The sequence below is a fragment of the Streptomyces sp. NPDC050625 genome (genome assembly GCF_040654755.1).
Lineage (GTDB): Bacteria > Actinomycetota > Actinomycetes > Streptomycetales > Streptomycetaceae > Streptomyces.
Genome location: NZ_JBFAIQ010000006.1, coordinates 423,181 through 440,526, shown reverse-complemented (window position 1 = coordinate 440,526; position 17,346 = coordinate 423,181). Strand labels below are relative to the sequence as shown.

The 17,346-nt window shown below is 71.7% G+C and carries 17 protein-coding genes, 1 pseudogene and 1 riboswitch; of the genes and pseudogenes, 6 read left to right on the top strand and 12 right to left on the bottom strand.

Annotation, left to right across the window (positions count from 1 at the left end):
• Positions 1–364 precede the first annotated feature (364 nt).
• Both AB0I54_RS17715 and AB0I54_RS17710 read left to right on the top strand, forming a co-directional pair.
• The gene (locus tag AB0I54_RS17715) at positions 365–2,227 is read left to right on the top strand and encodes an AAA family ATPase (protein WP_363296956.1); all 1,863 of its coding nucleotides are present in this window, start codon (positions 365–367) and stop codon (positions 2,225–2,227) included.
• Between the two features lie 188 nt (positions 2,228–2,415).
• Positions 2,416–2,517, top strand: a pseudogene (locus AB0I54_RS17710) (IS5/IS1182 family transposase); the annotation flags it as partial.
• Between the two features lie 364 nt (positions 2,518–2,881).
• Here AB0I54_RS17710 and AB0I54_RS17705 read toward each other — a convergent pair.
• From AB0I54_RS17705 to AB0I54_RS17665, 9 genes are all read right to left on the bottom strand, one after another.
• Complete coding sequence (locus AB0I54_RS17705) at positions 2,882–3,967, bottom strand: hemolysin family protein (RefSeq protein ID WP_363296890.1); 1,086 nt, start codon at positions 3,965–3,967, stop codon at positions 2,882–2,884.
• Entirely contained in the window at positions 3,964–5,298 is a 1,335-nt protein-coding gene (locus AB0I54_RS17700; RefSeq protein WP_363296889.1) for a hemolysin family protein, read from the bottom strand. Before AB0I54_RS17700 ends, AB0I54_RS17705 begins: the two co-directional genes overlap by 4 nt.
• 204 nt (positions 5,299–5,502) lie before the next feature.
• A complete protein-coding gene (locus AB0I54_RS17695; RefSeq protein ID WP_363296888.1) occupies positions 5,503–5,976 on the bottom strand; it encodes a PH domain-containing protein in 474 nt (157 codons plus the stop codon).
• A 20-nt stretch (positions 5,977–5,996) separates the two neighbouring features.
• Positions 5,997–6,845, bottom strand: a complete 849-nt coding sequence (gene hisG, locus AB0I54_RS17690; protein ID WP_363296887.1) for an ATP phosphoribosyltransferase — start codon at positions 6,843–6,845, stop codon at positions 5,997–5,999.
• A gap of 71 nt (positions 6,846–6,916) precedes the next feature.
• Positions 6,917–7,189 (bottom strand): phosphoribosyl-ATP diphosphatase, encoded by a 273-nt coding sequence (locus AB0I54_RS17685; protein ID WP_007491392.1) that lies wholly within the window; start codon positions 7,187–7,189, stop codon positions 6,917–6,919.
• 33 nt (positions 7,190–7,222) lie between these two features.
• Positions 7,223–7,708, bottom strand: coding sequence for a 6,7-dimethyl-8-ribityllumazine synthase (gene ribH, locus AB0I54_RS17680; RefSeq protein WP_363296886.1), 486 nt, complete (start codon positions 7,706–7,708; stop codon positions 7,223–7,225).
• A 20-nt stretch (positions 7,709–7,728) separates the two neighbouring features.
• On the bottom strand, positions 7,729–9,051 hold the full coding sequence (locus AB0I54_RS17675) for a bifunctional 3,4-dihydroxy-2-butanone-4-phosphate synthase/GTP cyclohydrolase II (protein ID WP_363296885.1): 1,323 nt from the start codon (positions 9,049–9,051) through the stop codon (positions 7,729–7,731).
• Entirely contained in the window at positions 9,048–9,698 is a 651-nt protein-coding gene (gene pnuC / locus AB0I54_RS17670) for a nicotinamide riboside transporter PnuC (RefSeq protein WP_363296884.1), read from the bottom strand. The genes AB0I54_RS17675 and pnuC overlap by 4 nt, the downstream gene beginning before the upstream one ends.
• Positions 9,695–10,300 (bottom strand): riboflavin synthase, encoded by a 606-nt coding sequence (locus AB0I54_RS17665; protein ID WP_363296883.1) that lies wholly within the window; start codon positions 10,298–10,300, stop codon positions 9,695–9,697. Before AB0I54_RS17665 ends, pnuC begins: the two co-directional genes overlap by 4 nt.
• 162 nt (positions 10,301–10,462) lie before the next feature.
• A riboswitch (FMN riboswitch) is annotated at positions 10,463–10,593 on the bottom strand.
• A 254-nt stretch (positions 10,594–10,847) separates the two neighbouring features.
• Between AB0I54_RS17665 and AB0I54_RS17660 the strand changes: the two genes are divergently transcribed.
• The 3 genes from AB0I54_RS17660 to AB0I54_RS17650 all read left to right on the top strand — a co-directional run bounded on the left by AB0I54_RS17660 (position 10,848) and on the right by AB0I54_RS17650 (position 12,594).
• The gene (locus tag AB0I54_RS17660; RefSeq protein WP_363296882.1) at positions 10,848–11,054 is read left to right on the top strand and encodes a sigma factor; all 207 of its coding nucleotides are present in this window, start codon (positions 10,848–10,850) and stop codon (positions 11,052–11,054) included.
• Complete coding sequence (locus AB0I54_RS17655) at positions 10,964–11,737, top strand: sigma factor-like helix-turn-helix DNA-binding protein (RefSeq protein WP_363296881.1); 774 nt, start codon at positions 10,964–10,966, stop codon at positions 11,735–11,737. The genes AB0I54_RS17660 and AB0I54_RS17655 overlap by 91 nt, the downstream gene beginning before the upstream one ends.
• A gap of 101 nt (positions 11,738–11,838) precedes the next feature.
• The gene (locus AB0I54_RS17650) at positions 11,839–12,594 is read left to right on the top strand and encodes an NAD(P)H-binding protein (RefSeq protein WP_363296880.1); all 756 of its coding nucleotides are present in this window, start codon (positions 11,839–11,841) and stop codon (positions 12,592–12,594) included.
• A 17-nt stretch (positions 12,595–12,611) separates the two neighbouring features.
• Here AB0I54_RS17650 and AB0I54_RS17645 read toward each other — a convergent pair whose 3' ends face one another.
• A complete protein-coding gene (locus AB0I54_RS17645; protein WP_363296879.1) occupies positions 12,612–14,123 on the bottom strand; it encodes an ROK family protein in 1,512 nt (503 codons plus the stop codon).
• A gap of 153 nt (positions 14,124–14,276) precedes the next feature.
• Between AB0I54_RS17645 and AB0I54_RS17640 the strand changes: the two genes are divergently transcribed.
• Positions 14,277–15,491 (top strand): MFS transporter, encoded by a 1,215-nt coding sequence (locus AB0I54_RS17640; RefSeq protein ID WP_363296878.1) that lies wholly within the window; start codon positions 14,277–14,279, stop codon positions 15,489–15,491.
• Here AB0I54_RS17640 and AB0I54_RS17635 read toward each other — a convergent pair.
• A complete protein-coding gene (locus AB0I54_RS17635; protein ID WP_363296877.1) occupies positions 15,451–15,909 on the bottom strand; it encodes a thioesterase family protein in 459 nt (152 codons plus the stop codon). The genes AB0I54_RS17640 and AB0I54_RS17635 overlap by 41 nt on opposite strands.
• Before the next feature lie 88 nt (positions 15,910–15,997).
• Entirely contained in the window at positions 15,998–17,263 is a 1,266-nt protein-coding gene (locus AB0I54_RS17630; RefSeq protein WP_363296876.1) for an alginate lyase family protein, read from the bottom strand.
• Positions 17,264–17,346: the final 83 nt, after the last annotated feature.

The window sequence follows — 17,346 nt, the reverse complement described above, 5'->3', positions numbered from 1 at the left end:
CAGGACTTACGTTCTGAATGAGCGGTCATTGGCGCCGCCCCATGAACGCGAAGCCCCCGGTTGTTCCCCCGTGATCGGGGGCTTCGTTCTGCCCGGAGCCCGTTTTCCGGAAGCCACGCGCACCGATTCGCTCACCCTCGGTCACCGAACCCTGTGCGCCCCGTCTGCTCCCACCTCGTCGAACGGCCCGTGCGGCACCCTTCGGCGGGCACCCGGCCCGCAGGTACGATGCCCTCGGTGCGACCTTCGTACGGCTGCTTCGCGCACCTTCAACTCCGGTCCGCGGCACAGCGGTTCGACCACGGCGGCCGTCGGGCGACCGCCCGGTGGTGAACCTATGGGGGCGCGGTTTGTGGGGGACGTGATGGACTTCGGCACGCAGGGCCCCGAGGCCCCGGCCGACCTCGCCTGGCTGCGAGGAGTGGACGCCTACACGATGGGCGCCTATCCGCAGGCGGAGGAGGAGTTCCGCACCGCGGTGCGGATGGATCCCGGCATGGCCGACGGCTGGCTCGGGCTGCACGCGTTGCGCGTCGACACGACGACCGCGCTGCTCAGGATGTTCCGGCACCGGGACCGCTTCGGGGAGCAGCGCGCCCGCCACCGCCGCACGCTCAACTCCTGGTACTGGCTGGGCTGGTGGGTGCAGCCGGTGCTGGAGAGCCCGCGCGACCTGCTGCTCGCGCACGCCTCGCACTGGCTGGACGGCCGTCACGTCCCGGAGCTGGACCGGGCGCTCGCCGGACTCCCGCCCGTGGACACCGACCCGCAGGTCCGCTTTCTGCATGCCTGCCGGGCCTATCTGGTCAAGGACTGGGAGCAGCTGGTCCGGCACACCGACACGCTGCTCGACGACGCCATGCTGGGCATCGAGGCGGGCCTGTTCGGCGGCATGGCACGGGTCCGGCTGGAGATGTACGGGCAGGCGGAGCCGCTGCTGTCGGCGGCCCTGATGCGGTGCCGCAGCGAACAGCCCCAGCGCAAGGAGCTGCGGTACTGGCTGGCCCGGGCCCATGAGGGCACGGGGCGCAGTGCGGCGGCGCTGCCGCTGTACCGGGCGGTGCACCGGGTCGACCCCGCGTTCATGGACACCTCGGCCCGGCTGGCCGCGATCGCCGAGGGCGACGGGTACGACGACGCGGCCGACCTCGCGGCGATCACGCTCACCGGCGCCGGGCAGGACAGCGTGGACGGCCCCGATGTGCTCGATCCGCTCTTCGGCACCGAGGCCCGCGACCTGCGGTTCCCGGAGCCGGATCTGCCGGCCGCCGGTCCGCTGTCGCCGGTGAGCGACCCGGCGGTGCGGGAGAAGACCGTCGTACCCTCGCCCCTGCCCGCCGGGCCCACCGACCCCGCGCTGCTGGAGGAGGCGCTCGCCGAGCTTGAGCGCATGGTGGGGCTGGAGCCCGTCAAACGCCAGGTCAAGGCGCTGTCCGCCCAGTTGAACATGGCGCGGCTGCGGGCCGGGCAGGGGCTGCCGGTGCAGCCGCCGAAGCGCCACTTCGTCTTCTCCGGCCCCTCGGGCACCGGCAAGACCACGGTGGCCCGCATCCTGGGCCGTGTCTTCTACGCCCTCGGCCTGCTCGGCGGCGACCATCTGGTGGAGGCCCAGCGGGCGGACCTCGTCGGCGAGTATCTGGGCCAGACCGCGGTCAAGGCGAACGAGCTGATCGACTCCGCGATCGGCGGAGTGCTGTTCGTCGACGAGGCGTACTCGCTCTCCAACTCGGGCTACGGCAAGGGCGACGCGTACGGCGACGAGGCCCTGCAGGTGCTCCTCAAGCGGGCCGAGGACAACCGGGACCACCTGGTGGTGATCCTGGCCGGTTACCCGGAGGGCATGGACCGTCTGCTGGCCGCCAACCCGGGCCTGTCCTCCCGCTTCACGACCCGCGTCGACTTCCCCTCGTACCGGCCCCTGGAACTCACCTCGATCGGTGAGGTGCTCGCCGCGGAGAACGGCGACGTGTGGGACGAGGAGGCCCTGGACGAGCTGCGGTCCATCGCCGGGCACGTCGTCGACCAGGGGTGGATCGACGAGCTGGGGAACGGGCGGTTCCTGCGGACGCTGTACGAGAAGAGCTGCGCCTACCGGGATCTGCGTCTGTCGACCTACCCCGGCGTACTGTCCCGCGACGACCTGGCGACCCTCCGACTCCCGGACCTGATGCAGGCATACGGCGAGGTCCTGTCGGGCCGGGGCCCACAGGACCCGTCGCCCATGTGACACGCCCCGTGGTTCGCCCCTCCGCGGGCCGCGGGGAGCCATGAGACCGGCGGCCCGCGGCGTACGGGGCGCTGGACCGGCCGGTGGCCGACGGGGCACCGTCACATACGAGGTGGATCTTCGTGGTCGGTCCGCCTCGGGCCCCTGGCCGGCCGACGGCACCCGGGACCGGCCCGCCCCCGGACCGCGTCCAGCAGCACTCCGATGCCGTCGGAGCCGTCGACTGGTCGATCGTGTGCGTCGACTCGACCGCCTTGCGAACCGATCAGCACTCGGCCGGGGCCCGAAAAGGGGCCGCGGCCACACGAAGCGACGGGCCGGGGCACCGCCCACGCCTGATCACTCAGCGAGTGACGACGCACCACTGTGCGAGCACGGCTCAAGGCCGCAGGCAGCCGCTAACCGCACAGGCCCGCGGCCGACACGCGCCCGCACGCACCCGGGAATCCACGAAGCGCCCGCACACGCGCCCACCGACCCGTGCGGCCCACCGGCGCCCACCGACCCATCGGCCGGCACGCACCCGTACCCCCGGGGCCCACGCGCACCCGCGAACCGCACAGGCCCACGGTCGGCGCGAGCCCGCAGACCCGGCGGTACCGCAGGTCCTGGTGGCCGCGGTCGCCCGCGGCACCCAGGGCCCGTCGGACGCGCTCAGCCGGCCAGGGCCTCCTCCGGTTCGTCGCTTGCTCGGGGTTCTGCCACCTTCGGTTCCGGGGTCGCGCGGTGGGCCGGGTCGCGGACCTCGCCGACCAGGAGTTCCAGTACGTCCTCCAGCGCGACCAGTCCGAGTACCTTGCCGGACGCGTCGGCCACCTGGGCCAGGTGGGTGGCGGCGCGCCGCATCACCGTGAGCGCGTCGTCGAGCGGCAGCTCGCACCGCAGGGTGGTCATGGGCCGCCAGACGTGCTGCGGTACGGCCCGGTCCGAGTCCTCCAGGTCCAGTACGTCCTTCACGTGCACGTACCCCATGAAGGCGCCCTTCTCCGCGGCCACGGGGAAGCGCGAGTACCCCGTCCGGGCGGTGAGCCGGACGATCTCCCCCGCGGTGACCGACGGAGCCACCGTCACCAGTGACTCACGCCTGAGCAGCACATCGGTGACCGGGCGCGAGCCCAGTTCCAGCGCGTCCTCCAGGCGCTCCTGCTCCTCGGGGGCGAGGAGGCCGGCCTGCCCGGAGTCCTCCAGCAGCCGGTTGAGCTGCTCGCTGGTGACGACGGCCTCCACCTCGTCCTTCGGCTCGACGCGGAAGAGCCGCAGGATGCCCTGGGCGCAGGCGCCGAGGGCCACCGTGATCGGCCGGCAGACGCGGGCGAAGGCGACCAGCCCCGGGCTGAGCCACAGCGCGGCCTTCTCCGGCGCCGCCATCGCGAGGTTCTTCGGCACCATCTCGCCGATGACCAGGTGGAAGAAGACCACGGCGGCGAGGGCGATGACATACCCGAGCGGGTGAATCATGCCGTCGGGAAGATGAATCGCCTCGAACACGGGTTCAAGCAGATGGGCCACCGTGGGCTCGGCGACCGCGCCCAGGGTCAGCGAGCAGACGGTGATGCCGAACTGGGCGGCGGCCATCATCTGCGGCAGCCGCTCCAGGCCGTACAGCACCTGGCGGGCCCGTGCGGTGCCGAGCGGTTCGATCTGGCTGCGGCGCACGGACACGAGCGCGAACTCGGCGCCGACGAAGAAGCCGTTGGCGAGCACGAGCAGCATGGCGAAGACCAGTTGGAGCACGCTCATCGCACGGCCTCCACTACGTTCACCGTCGCGGCCGTGCGGACCAGCCGGACCCGCTCCGCGCGGTAGTGCCCGACCTGGCGCACCGACAGCCGCCAGCCGGGCAGCTCCGCCTTGTCGCCGGGCGCCGGGATACGGCCGAGCAGATCGGCCACCAGGCCGGCGACGGTCTCGTAGGGGCCCTCGGGCACGTCGAGGCCTATGCGCTGCAGGATGTCGACCCGGACGCTGCCGTCGACGTCCCAGGCGGGCCTGCCGTCCTGCGGCGGGGCCACGGCGAGCTCGGGCGCGTCCGGGCGGTCGTGCTCGTCGCGGACCTCGCCGACGAGTTCCTCGACGATGTCCTCCAGGGTGACCACGCCCGCCGTGCCGCCGTACTCGTCGACGACGACCGCGATGGGCTGCTCGCTGCGCAGACGCGCGAGCAGCGGCTGTACGGGGAGCGTCTCGGGCACCAGCAGCGCCTTGCTCGCGATTCGGCCGACCGGGGTACGCAGCCGGTCGCCCGACGCGATCGCCAGGGCGTCCTTGAGGTGGACCATGCCGACGATCTCGTCGATCTTCTCCCGGTAGACGGGGAAGCGGGACAGGCCGGTGGCCCGGGTCAGATTGACCACGTCCTCGGCGGTGGCCGAGTCCTGGAGCGCGCTGACCTTCACGCGCGGGGTCATGACGTGCTGCGCGGTCAGTTCGCCGAGGGACAGCGTCCGTACGAACAGGTCGGCCGTGTCCTGCTCCAGGGCGCCGGCCTGGGCGGAGTGCCGGGCCAGCGAGACGAGCTCGCCGGGGGTGCGGGCGGAGGCCAGCTCCTCGGTGGGTTCCACGCCCAGGGCGCGCACGAGCCGGTTGGCGACCGTGTTCAGGCCGGAGATCACCGGGCGGAACAGCCGGGAGAAGCGGTGCTGCGGACCGGCGACGAACCGCGCGACCTGCAGGGGCTTGGACACCGCCCAGTTCTTGGGTACGAGTTCGCCGATCACCATCTGGATCGCCGAGGCGAGCAGCATGCCGACGACCACGGCGACGCCGGACACCGCCCCGTCCGGGACGCCGATCGCGGCGAACGGGCCGCGCAGGAGCCCCGCGAGGGCCGGTTCGGCGAGCATGCCGACGACGAGGGAGGTGATGGTGATGCCGAGCTGGGTGCCGGAGAGCTGGAAGGACAGCTCCTTGAGGGCCTCGACGACCGTACGGGCGCGTTTGTCGCCCTCGGCGGCGGCCTTCTCGGCTTCCGGTCGCTCGACCGTCACCAGGCCGAACTCGGCCGCCACGAAGAATCCGTTGGCCAGGATCAGCAGGAACGCCGCTCCGAGGAGCAGCAGGGGGATGGTCATGATGCCGCCGCCTCCGCGCTATGTCGGTAGGGGGCGGCGCAGGTACTACAGGACGATCCGTCCATCGCTGGAGGGAGTCACTCCTCGGGTAGCAGGAACCCCTGCGCGCCGGCCGGCGCCACAGGGGCGGAGGCGCAACGTAAACGCCTCCGCCACCAGATTAATCAAGACACGGGCCGATGCGGCAGGGTGGACGACCCCGAGTCAGCCCCGATCTTGCCCGGGATCGTGTATGGCGCGGGCCTCGGCGAGCGCCCGCAGCGTACGCGCGTCGGCGATGGCGCGCTGCTTGGCGACGCCCGGCTGGATGCCGAGCGCGGGCAGGCTGGTGCCGTCGCTGAGGTTCAGGAACACCCAGGGGTCGCCGGGGCGAAGGTTCACCTGAAGGATTTCCGCCCATTCCAGGTGCCGTTTGCCGGCGATGTTCACCACGGTGACGCCGGACTCTTCGGCGACGACCTTCACCCGGGCGAGCAGGGCCAGCACCCAGAAGATGAGGCCGCCGGTGAGGATGAAGCTGAGCCGCTCCCCCGGGCCGAGCTGCTCCAGCAGCAGGGCGACGCCCGAGATGACCACGAAGATCGTGATGCCGGCTGTGAGCAGAATCGCACGGGTGCGGCCCGGCCGGAAGGTGACCGGGAGGGCGGGAAGGGCGGGAAGGGGGGTCTGCTCGGACATCGGTGCGCGGCCTCCCGGGATCAGAGGCGGCAGGCGTGGATGGCCGTGGTCAGGATGGCCCGGGCGCCGATGGCGTACAGGTCGTCCATGATCCGCTGGGCGTCCTTGGCGGGGACCATGGCGCGGACGGCGACCCATCCCTCGTTGTGCAGGGGGGAGATGGTGGGGGACTCCAGGCCCGGGGTGAGGGCGACGGCCTTCTCCAGCTGTTCGACGCGGCAGTCGTAGTCCATCATCACGTACGTCCGGGCCACCAGGACGCCCTGGAGGCGGCGCAGGAACTGCTGGACCTTGGTTTCCTCGGCGTCGGCACCGGTGCGGCGGATCACCACCGCTTCGGACGTCATGATCGGCTCGCCGAAGACCTCCAGGCCGGCGTTGCGCAGCGAGGTGCCGGTCTCGACGACGTCCGCGATGATCTCGGCGACCCCCAGCTCGATGGCGGTCTCGACGGCGCCGTCGAGGTGGACGACGGAGGCGTCGACGCCGTTGTCGGCGAGGTGCTTGGCGACGATGCCCTCGTAGGAGGTGGCGACCGTCAGGCCGTTCAGGTCCTCGACGCTCTTGGCCGTGCCGGGCTTGGTGGCGTAGCGGAAGGTGGAGCGGGCGAAGCCGAGCGGCAGGATCTCCTCGGCGTTGGCGCCGGAGTCCACGAGCAGATCACGGCCGGTGATGCCGATGTCGAGCCGGCCGGAGGACACGTAGATCGCGATGTCGCGGGGGCGGAGGTAGAAGAACTCGACCTCGTTCGCCGGGTCGACGATCCGCAGTTCCTTGGACTCCCGGCGCTGCCGGTAGCCGGCCTCATGCAGCATCTCCGCCGCAGGGCCGGACAGTGAACCCTTGTTGGGGACGGCGATGCGCAGCATGAGGTCGGCTTCCTTTGTTCGTGCGTACGGTGTGCTGTTCGTGCGTACGGTGTGCGACGTGCTCTTACGGCTCAGAGGTGGGCGTAGACGTCGTCCAGGGAGATCCCGCGGGCGACCATCATCACCTGGACGTGGTACAGCAGCTGCGAGATCTCCTCGGCGGCCGCCTCCTTGCCCTCGTACTCGGCGGCCATCCAGACCTCGGCGGCCTCCTCGACGACCTTCTTGCCGATGGCATGGACGCCCTTTCCGACCAGTTCGGCGGTGCGGGACGTGGCGGGATCGCCGTGGGCGGCCTTGTGCTGGAGCTCGGTGAAGAGCTCCTCGAACGTCTTCTTGGACATGATGGCCCCACCCTACGCGGTTCGGGCGATCCCCTAGTGCCAGGGTTCAGATACTGAGCGGAGGGTGATCGCGGTCGCCACCGCCGCCGTCACCGCCTCGTGCCCCTTGTCCTCGTTGGAGCCCTCCAGACCGGCCCGGTCCAGGGCCTGCTCCTCGTTGTCACAGGTGAGCAGGCCGAAGCCGACGGGGACGCCGGTCTGCACGGAGACCTGGGTCAGGCCCTGGGTGACGCCCTGGCACACGTAGTCGAAGTGGGGGGTGCCGCCGCGGATGACGACGCCGAGCGCGACGACCGCGTCGTAGCCGCGGCCCGCGAGGGCCTTGGCGGCGACCGGGAGCTCCCAGCTGCCGGGGACCCGCAGCAGGGTCGGCTCGTCGATCCCCAGGTCGCGCAGGGCGCGCAGGGCGCCGTCCACCAGACCGTCCATCACCTTCTCGTGCCACTGCGCCGCGATGACGGCGACCCGCAGGTCGCTCGCGTTGCGTACGGACAGTTCCGGTGCACCCTTGCCGCTCACGTCTCTCCTCAGTGCTGTTCTTACTGGTTGCCACAGGTGGCCGCGGACGCGGCCACGGAAGCTGTCACGGCAGGCGTGTCCAGCCAGGGCAGGTCGTGACCCATCCGGTCCCGCTTGGTGCGCAGGTAGCGGAGGTTGTGCTCGCCCGCCTGCACGGGCATCGGCTCGCGCCCGGTGACCTTGAGTCCGTGGCGCAGCAGCGCTTCGGTCTTGTCGGGGTTGTTGGTCATCAGCCGCAGGCTGCGGACACCGAGGTCCGCCAGGATCTCGGCGCCCGCGCCGTAGTCGCGGGCGTCGGCGGGCAGGCCGAGTTCGAGGTTGGCGTCGAGGGTGTCGTGGCCCTGTTCCTGCAGTTCGTAGGCGCGCAGCTTGGACAGCAGTCCGATGCCGCGGCCCTCGTGCCCGCGCAGGTAGACCACCACGCCCCGGCCCTCCTCCTGGATGCGCTCCAGCGAGGCGTCCAGCTGGGGACCGCAGTCGCAGCGCGCGGAGCCGAAGACGTCGCCGGTGAGGCATTCGGAGTGGACGCGGACCAGGACGTCCTCGCCGTCGCCGATCTCACCGTGGACGAGGGCGACGTGCTCGACGCCGTCGGCGGTGGCGCGGTAGCCGTAGGCGGTGAACGCGCCGTGCTTGGTGGGCAGATGGACCTCGGCCTCACGGCGCACGGTGGGCTCGGCGCCGCGGCGGTAGGCGATCAGATCCTCGATGGAGATGATCGTCAGGCCGTGCTTGCGAGCGAACGGGATCAGCTCGGGCAGGCGCAGCATACGGCCGTCCTCACCGGCGATCTCGACGATCGCGCCGGCCGGGCGCAGGCCCGCGAGGCGGGCGAGGTCGACGGCCGCCTCCGTGTGGCCGTTGCGGACCAGGACCCCACCGGGCCGGGCGCGCAGCGGGAAGACATGGCCGGGGCGCACGAAGTCGGTGGGCTCCGCCGCGCCGCTCGCCAGCAGTTGGAGCGTGGTCGCGCGGTCCGAGGCCGAGATGCCGGTGCTCACACCGTGGGCGGCGGAGGCGTCCACGGAGACGGTGAACGCGGTCTTCATCGACTCGGTGTTGTCCTCGACCATCTGCGGCAGCCGCAGCCGGTCCAGTTCCTCGCCCTCCATGGGCGCGCAGATCAGTCCGCGGCACTCGCTCATCATGAAGGCGATGATCTCGGGGGTCGCCTTCTCTGCGGCGATGACGAGGTCGCCCTCGTTCTCCCGGTCCTCGTCGTCGACGACCACGATCGGGCGGCCGGCGGCGATGTCGGCGATGGCCTGCTCGACGGAGTCGAGCCTGAAGTCCTCGATGTGCTCGGGGGAGTCGGTGCTGTAGACCAGCGGGGCCGCAGTCATGCCGGCGCTCCTTCCAGGACGGGCCGCGCGTCCTTGCGGGAGCGCAGCCACCAGTCGCGCATGCCCCACAGGACGAGTGCGCCGTATATGACGTAGACGAAGCCGGAGAAGGCGTAGCCGTTGGCGAAGTTCAGCGGCACGCCCACGAGGTCGACGAGCAGCCAGGCGATCCAGAACTCGACCATGCCGCGGGCCTGCGCGTACATGGCGACGACGGTGCCGACGAAGATGTAGGCGTCCGGCCAAGGGTCCCAGGACAGGGTCGGGTACGCCTTGAAGAGCAGGGCCACCGCGACGGTGCCGACGGCCGCGGCGGCGGCCATCGCGGCGCGCTCGCGCCAGGTGGCGAACCGCGGGGTGATGTGGCCGTCGCCGCCGTCCTCGGTCCGGCCCTTGTTGCGGTTCCACTGCCACCAGCCGTAGAGGGCGACGGCCATGACGACGACCTGCTTGCCGGCGCTGCCCGCGAGGTGGCCGTAGAAGGCCGCGAAGAGGACGAGGCCGGAGAGGAACTGCACCGGCCAGGTCAGCAGGGAGCGGCGCCAGCCGAGGGCGAGTGTGATGAGGCCGAGGATGTTGCCGGCCATGTCCGACCAGATGATGTGCTGGCCGAACAGGACGAACGCCTCGGAGTTCAGCCAGCTCACCGGTCCGCCCCCCGACCGGCCGCGAGCAGCCGCTCGACGTACTTGGCGATGACGTCGACCTCGAGGTTGACCGGGTCGCCGGGCTGCTTGAGGCCGAGCGTGGTCAGGGCGAGGGTGGTGGGGATGAGGCTGACGGTGAAGTAGTCGGGGCCGGCCTCGACGACGGTGAGGCTGATGCCGTCGACGGTGATGGAGCCCTTCTCGACGACGTAGCGGGCGAGGTCCGCGGGCAGCGAGACCTTCACGATCTCCCAGTTCTCGGAGGGCTTGCGCTCCAGTACCCGGCCGGTGCCGTCCACGTGCCCCTGGACGATGTGCCCGCCGAGGCGCGCGCCGACGGCGGTGGGGCGCTCCAGGTTCACGCGGGAGCCGACGGTGAGGACGCCCAGGCTGGAGCGGTCCAGGGTCTCGGCCATGACGTCGGCGGTGAACTCGTCGCCCTCGTGCTCCACGACGGTGAGACAGACCCCGTTCACGGCGATGGAATCGCCGTGCTGCGCACCCTCGGTCACTACGGGGCCACGCAGTCGGAAGCGGGAGGCGTCGCCGAGGTTCTCGACGGCGGTGACTTCACCCAGCTCTTCGACGATTCCGGTGAACACTTCCCGGGTCCTCCTGCCACATTGGGGCACGGACTCCGGGGCCTGTCGATGACGACAGAATGTACGGGTGAGCAGGACCGTCAGCTCGCCGACGCCGAAAGGGACCCGTCCAACCGCGGACGAGCCCAGATACGGCGGCGCGCACAGGTGCATGCCCGCCCGCCGCGCACTGCCTCCCATCCGGACTTTAACCGTCGGTCCAGGAATTTCACCTGGTCAACCGGCCGCTGGAAGCGACCGGGTCGCGGACTGTAACCGCCGGTTCGGACTTTCACCGACCCCGGAGTGCGCTGCTTCTGGTACAGGGCCAGTGTGCCACGCCCGATAGTCATCCATACAGACGAGGCGTGTGGGGTGGCTCACAGACCGTATCCCTGGACTTCCACGGTCCACTGACGATGCGTCGGATCCCGGTGCGCAACCCATTGACTGAATGGTCTAGTCCTTTTAGTGTTCGGGCGGGCCCGGCGGCGGTGACGACGGCCCTTGCCCGCCGCCGGGTCGCCGCGCGCTGCGGCCGTTCCGGCCGCTCTGGCAGGGTGAGCGCATGACGACGACGCCGATCGCCGAGGAATTCGAGGCCCACCGACCACGCCTGTTCGGTCTGGCCTATCGGATGCTCGGTTCCGCCGAGGAGGCCGAGGACACGGTCCAGGAGCGTTCGTGCGTTTCGACGGCGCGGACCGCGCGCACATCGAGCATCCGTCGGCCTGGCTGGCCAGAACGGTCACCAACCTCTGCCTCAACCGGCTGACCTCGGCCCGCGCCCGGCGCGAGCAGTACGTCGGGGACTGGCTGCCGGAGCCGGTGATCACCTCCGACGGCACCCTCGGGCCCCTGGAGTCGGCGGAGCAGCGCGACGCGGTGTCCATGGCGATGCTGGTCCTGCTGGAGCGGCTGACGCCGACCGAGCGGGCGGTGTACGTGCTGCGGGAGGCGTTCGGCTACGGACACCGGGAGATCGCCGGCCTGCTGGACCTGGGCGAGGCCAACTGCCGTCAGCTGTACCGGCGGGCCGTGCAGCGGGTGGCGGCACCACAGGGGCGCTTCGATCCGGCTCCCGAACAGCAGGAGAAGCTCGTCGCCTCGTTCATCACGGCGTCCCGTGACGGCGATCTGGCCGGCCTGGAGAAACTGCTCGCGGCCGAGGTGACCTGGTGGAGCGACGGCGGCGGCAAGGTCTCGGCGGCCCGGCGGCCGATCGAGGGCCGGGACAAGGTCCTGCGCTTCCTGGCGGGCGGGGCCGTGCGGTTCATGGCGGGCTTCTCCTACACGGCGGCCGAGGTCAACGGCGCGAGCGCGCTGGTCGTGCGGGACGGCGACGCACTGGTCGGTGTCGTCTGCTTCGAGGTGCGGGACGGGCTGATCGCGCACGCGCGGGCCGTGGTGAACCCGGACAAGCTGGACTTCGTACGGCGTCAGCTGGCACGTTCCTGAAAATGTTCCGCGGGACTGTCACATCTCGCGGGGGCTGTCCGGTCTCAGCTGACGAAGGGCGCTCCACCCCGGGGCGCCCGGCGTCCGAAAGGCTCAACAGCATGACCACGATCCTGGTGACCGGCGGCACCGGAACCCTCGGCCGGCTCGTCGTCGAGCGGCTGCGCGCCGGCGGGCACGAGGTGCGGGTGCTCAGCCGGAGCGCCCGGCCCTACGCCGTCGACCTGCGCAAGGGCGGAGCCGGCCTGGACACGGCCGTCGCGGGCGTGGACACCGTCGTGCACTGCGCGAGCTCGCCGAGGGGCGGGGACGAGGAGGCGGCGCGGCACCTGATCGCGGCGGCGCGGCGGGCCGGTGTCCGCCATCTCGTCTACATCTCGATCGTCGGCATCGACCGGGTGCCGCTCGGCTACTACAGGTCCAAGCTCGCCGTGGAGAGGCTGGTCGAGGAGTCGGGGCTCGGCTGGACGGTGCTGCGAGCCACGCAGTTCCACGATCTGCCGGCGCAGCTGTTCCAGGCACTGGCCAAGCCGCCCGTGATGCTGCTTCCGGCCGGGATCTCGGACCAGCCGATCGAGGTGGCCGAAGTGGCGGAACGGCTGGCCGAGTTGGCGGCCGGGGCGCCCGCCGGGCGGGTCGCGGACATGGGCGGACCCGAGGTACGGACGCTCGACTCCCTGGCCCGCGCCTATCTGAAGGCGACCGGTCGGCGCCGTCCGGTGGTGTCGCTCCCCCTGCCCGGCAAAGCGGCCCGGGCCTTCCGGAACGGCGGCCATCTCACGCCGGAGCGTGCGGTGGGAAAGGGGACGTTCGAGGAGTATCTGGCGGTCCGATTCGGGGACGGCAGCGGCAGGTGAGGGCAGCGGGCCCGGGGCTACCGCTCCGGCGGTGCGAACAGCTCGTCCTGGGCCCGCTCCCGCGCTGTCAGCAGGGCGCCGCGCAGTACGGCCGAGCCACCGAGGCCACTCGCCCGCACCTCGGTGACCAGCGGCGACATCCGACGGATCCGCTCCTCCACCCGCCTGGCGAGCACCTCTCCCCCGGCCTTCCCGACCTCCCCGCCAAGAACCACGCACCCCGGATCGAGGATGGCGACGACAGAAGCCACCCCGAGGGCAATCCGCTCGGCAAGGTCATCGAGAAAACGAGCGGCGACCACGGGGTCCACAGCCACGGAGGGAACACCACGGCCTCCGCCACCGACATCACCACCCTCGCCATGCCTTACGGCCTCGCGGCCCGCACCGCCGCTCCCGTCACCCACACCACCGACGCCGGAAGCCACGCGACCCACATCACCGGCCTCACCACCCTCGCCGCAGGCCAAGACGCCGAGACCCGCGCCACCACCGCCGCCGTGATCACCTTCGGAGCGGGCCGAGACCAGGCGTTCCGCGCCGCCGTCCCCGCGGCCGGAGGTCGCGTGGCCCTCACCGCCATCCGCGCCCGCACCTCCCGCGCCACGGCCGGCGGCATCCCCGACCACCTGCACCAACCCCCGCACCAACCCCGCCACCGCGCCCGGCTCGGACGGGTCCGCGGTGCTGTCCCACAGCCCGTGGTCGGTCGCCAGTTGGACGATTGCCGTCGATCCGACCAGTGAGTGGTAGCCGCCCTCGCAGTCCGTGGCGGAGGGGAGGGCCCGGGTGCCCGGGACCGGTAGGAAGCCGATCTCGCCCGTGCCGCCGGAGGCCCCGCGGCGGAGGCTGCCGTCGAGGACGACGGCCGCGCCCGGGCTGTGGCCCAGCCAGAGGAGGACGAAGGTGTCGCGGTCCCGGGCCACGCCCTCCTCCTGCTCGGCCAGGGCGGCGAGGTTGGTCTCGTTCTCGACGCTGACGCGGGCCTCGGGGAAGCGTTCCTGGAGCGCGGCGACCAGCCGGCGGTGCCAGGCGGGCAGGCCCGCCGAGTCGCGGAGCTCCCCGGTGGCGGGGTCGATGAGCCCCGGCGCGCCGATCCCAACCGTGTGCAAGTGCTCGACCTGGGCTTCCTTCACCGCCCGTTCCACCAGCGCCGTCGCCTGCTCCAGCGCGGGACCGGTCCCGGTGTCCCCGCCGATCGGCCCGGCGGCCTCGGCGAGCACCCGGCCGAGCAGGTCGGACACCAGTACGGAGACGCTCGCGGTGCGGACGTCGAGCGCGGCCAGATGGGCCCGGTCGGCGACGATGCCGTACAGCCGGGCGTTCGGGCCGCGGCGCTGCTCACCCGCCTCCCCGACTACCGTGATCAGGCCGGACGCGGTGAGGCGTTCGACGAGGTCGGCGACCGTGGGCCGGGACAGCCCGGTCAGCTGTTTCAACTGGCCTGCCGTCAGTGGGCCTTCGCGCTGCAACAGCCGCAGGGCGAGCCGGTCGTTGATGGCCCGGGCGGTGCTCGGTGATGCGGGCATGACGGGAATCCTCCCAGACCGGCGCTCCGTGCCCGGCCGCATAGTGCCTATCTATCAGGAAGGGTCCCTGATAGTTTACGGCGGAACAGTGCGGAACAGTGCGGAACAGTGCGGAACAGTGGGGTGTCACCCGTCCGGGGAGGGGCTGCAAACATGAGTGACGTGGTCTACGACCAGCGTGAGGTGAGGCGCGCCCGGTACGCCGTGGCGGCCGTCTTCGCCGTGCACGGCGCCGTCACCGGCTCGTTCGCGACCCGCGTGCCATGGATCCAGGACCACGCCTCGCTCGGGGCGGGGCAGCTCGGGTTCGCGCTGGCCTTCACGGCGTTCGGCGCCTCGTGCTCGATGCCGCTGGCGGGCCGGATCAGTCACCGCTTCGGCAGCCGGACGGCCCTGCGCGGGCTGATCGTCCTGTGGACGCTGTCCCTGGTCCTTCCGTCGCTGGCGCCGAACCTGTACACGCTGTGCCTCGCCATGTTCGTCTACGGGGCGAGCGCGGGCATGGCCGACGTGGCCATGAACGCCCTCGGCGTCGAGGTGGAGCGGCTGCTCGACCGGTCGATCATGTCCGGGCTGCACGGCATGTGGAGCGCGGGCGCGCTGATCGGATCCGCGGCCGGCACCCTCGCCGCCCATCTGGGCTCCGACGCGCGCCTGCACTTCGCCCTCGCGGCGGCCACGCTCACGGCGCTCGGCGTCCTGGCCGCCGGCCGGGTCCTGGACGTTCAGCCCGCCGAGGACGAGGAGCCGCCGCCGAGGTTCGCGCTGCCGCCCAGGTCGGCGCTGCTGATCGGCGCGGTCGGCTTCTGCGCGGTGTTCGCGGAGGGGGCAAGCCTGGACTGGTCGGCGGTGTTCCTGCGCGACCGGCTGGGCAGTTCGGCCGGCCTGGCGGCGGTGGCGACGACCGGATTCATGCTGACCATGGCGGTGGCCCGGATCGCCGGGGACGCAGTGGTGAATCGCTTCGGCGCGGTCCGCACCGTGCGCACCGGGGGCGTTCTCACCGTCGTCGGCGGACTGCTGATCGTCGTCGCGGACCATCCCGCCGCGGCGATGGCCGGGTTCGCCCTGATGGGACTCGGGATCGCGGTCGTCGTACCGCTGTGCTTCGCGGCGGCCGGACACAGCGGTCCGAACCCCAGTCAGGCCATAGCGGGCGTGGCGACCATCACCTACACCTCGGGCCTGATCGCGCCCAGCCTGATCGGCGGGGTGGCGCAGGCGACGAGCCTGGTGGTGTCGTTCGCCCTGGTCACCGTGCTGGCCTGCGGACTCGTGGTCTTCGCGGGCGTGCTGCGGGTCGGCGGGCGCGGCGCCAGGACCGAGGTCAGCGCGCGGGCCGCAGCAGTTCCCGACCCGCGGCCCTGAAGCCCTCGCTCCACGGCGCCGGGCGCAGCGTCGCCGCGTCCAGCCGCACCAGGACCCGGGTGCCATGGGCGTAGGTCACCGCTCCGTCGGTCGAGCAGAAGCGGAAGCCGTAGGTCAGGCCGGTGTTGCCGAGCCGTTCCAGCCACAGGTGGACGGCGTAGGCGCCCGGCCTGGTCACCGGTGCCTCGTAGCCGATCCGCAGCTCCTTGACCGCGTTGCAGGCGTCGCCGGCGGCCTCCCAGTCGCCGTCGAAGCGGATGCCGTACTCGTTCCACAGCTCGGTCCAGGCGCGCTCGACCATCAGCGGATGGCGGGCGTTGTGCAGCAGTCCGAGCGCGTCGAGGTCGTCGAAGTGGACGGTGACGGGTATCAGCCGGCCGTACGACAGGGCGGGGGCGATCGGGGCTTCGGCGGTCACGGGAGGGACTCCTGAGCGTACGGGTGGGGCGGCGGGGACACCCCATCCTAAGCGAGCGCTCAGGAGTCCCGGTCGGGAAGGTCCCTGGTCAGCCCGCGATCGAGTCCAGCTGCTCCGCGGCGGGCCGCAGCGGCCAGAGGTCGCCGCCGGGTGGCGTCTCCAGCTTCGGGACGGCCTTCTTCGCCGCCTCGTCGCCCGCGTCGGCGGCCGCGTGGACGACGTCGCTCGCCGCGTACCGGTGTAACTCCAGCTCGGGGTGCGGCCAGGCGGCGGCCCCGGTGGCCGCGGGCAGCAGATAGTCCAGGGCCTTGAACAGGCTCTGGCCGTCCGGCCCCCGGTAGGCCCAGAGGTTCACGCCCACATGCCGTCCGATGGCCGCGAGCCGGGTGTACGCGACCAGGTCGAAGGTCGAATAGTGCCAGCTCCGGGTGCGCGCCAGCTCCTGCGGCTGACTGCCGTCCGCCGCGATCTGCGGATCGATGCGCCTGGCGCGCGCGTCGAGCACCGTGCGCCGGGCGAGGGCCTTGTCGCCGGTCGCGTACGCGAGGGCGGCGAGCTGCATGTCGTAGAACGTGCCGTGGTTGTTGCCGGCCGCGCCCTCCTGCCTGCCGAAGTCGCTGTTCTTCAGCCAGCCGAGGAAGTCGGAGTTCCACCGCGCCATGCCGGTGCGGTCGGCGGCCGTCCAGCCCGGGGCGCCGGTGGCGAGTACGGCGAGCGCGTCGACGACGCTGGTGTACGACTGCGAGAAGTCGATGATGCCGATGGCCCTGCCGTCGTACTTGCAGGGGATGAACTGCGCATGGTTGAGGCTGGGGTTCATCCGGGTCGCCGGGTCGAGGAACCAGGTACGCAGGACCTGACCGGCCTTCTCGGCGTACTCCCGCCTGCCCGTGTAGTACCAGGCGAGCGAGAGGTCGTACGTGGAGTCGAAGACCTTCTCGACGTCCTGGCGGTCGGTGCCGCTGTCCACCTCGGGATTGCGCTGCCCGTCGCGCTGGACGTAGGGGCAGCCCCATGGGTTGTCGGCGGTCGGCGTGCGGGTGGGCCACCAGTAGGGGGCCTGGCTCAGATAGTCGTGGACGTCACCGCCGGGGGCGGGCCTGGGCTTGTCGACCACCGTCCAGGGGCCCTGGCCGAGCCAGGCGTCGGCGCGGGCGGTCAGCTTCTCCAGCGCGGCGCGCAGCCGGGGGTCGCCGTGGTCCAGCCGGGTCCGGGCCTCCTGGAGCCGGGCGCCGTCGAGGACGGCGGTGTCCGGGGTCTTCGGGACGGCGCGTGCGGAGGCGGAGGGGACGGCCATGGCCGCGAGAGCCGCCACGGCGGCCATGATCAGGGCCACACGGGGTCTTCCACTCATCAAGACACTCCGATCATAAATGTGAACGCAGTTCATGAGTAGGACCGTGTGAGCGTAGAACCACCAGGTACCCCTGACAATGG

Excerpts from the sequence above, each read along its gene's own strand:
- AB0I54_RS17685 (WP_007491392.1), bottom strand. The coding sequence starts at position 7,189 with ATGTCCAAGAAGACGTTCGAGGAGCTCTTCACCGAGCTCCAGCACAAG.
- AB0I54_RS17660 (WP_363296882.1), top strand. The coding sequence starts at position 10,848 with ATGACGACGACGCCGATCGCCGAGGAATTCGAGGCCCACCGACCACGC.
- AB0I54_RS17695 (WP_363296888.1), bottom strand. The coding sequence starts at position 5,976 with ATGTCCGAGCAGACCCCCCTTCCCGCCCTTCCCGCCCTCCCGGTCACC.
- AB0I54_RS17715 (WP_363296956.1), top strand. The coding sequence starts at position 365 with ATGGACTTCGGCACGCAGGGCCCCGAGGCCCCGGCCGACCTCGCCTGG.
- AB0I54_RS17645 (WP_363296879.1), bottom strand. The coding sequence starts at position 14,123 with ATGCCCGCATCACCGAGCACCGCCCGGGCCATCAACGACCGGCTCGCC.
- AB0I54_RS17640 (WP_363296878.1), top strand. The coding sequence starts at position 14,277 with ATGAGTGACGTGGTCTACGACCAGCGTGAGGTGAGGCGCGCCCGGTAC.
- AB0I54_RS17700 (WP_363296889.1), bottom strand. The coding sequence starts at position 5,298 with ATGACCATCCCCCTGCTGCTCCTCGGAGCGGCGTTCCTGCTGATCCTG.
- AB0I54_RS17705 (WP_363296890.1), bottom strand. The coding sequence starts at position 3,967 with ATGAGCGTGCTCCAACTGGTCTTCGCCATGCTGCTCGTGCTCGCCAAC.
- hisG (WP_363296887.1), bottom strand. The coding sequence starts at position 6,845 with ATGCTGCGCATCGCCGTCCCCAACAAGGGTTCACTGTCCGGCCCTGCG.
- AB0I54_RS17630 (WP_363296876.1), bottom strand. The coding sequence starts at position 17,263 with ATGAGTGGAAGACCCCGTGTGGCCCTGATCATGGCCGCCGTGGCGGCT.
- AB0I54_RS17675 (WP_363296885.1), bottom strand. The coding sequence starts at position 9,051 with ATGACTGCGGCCCCGCTGGTCTACAGCACCGACTCCCCCGAGCACATC.
- AB0I54_RS17650 (WP_363296880.1), top strand. The coding sequence starts at position 11,839 with ATGACCACGATCCTGGTGACCGGCGGCACCGGAACCCTCGGCCGGCTC.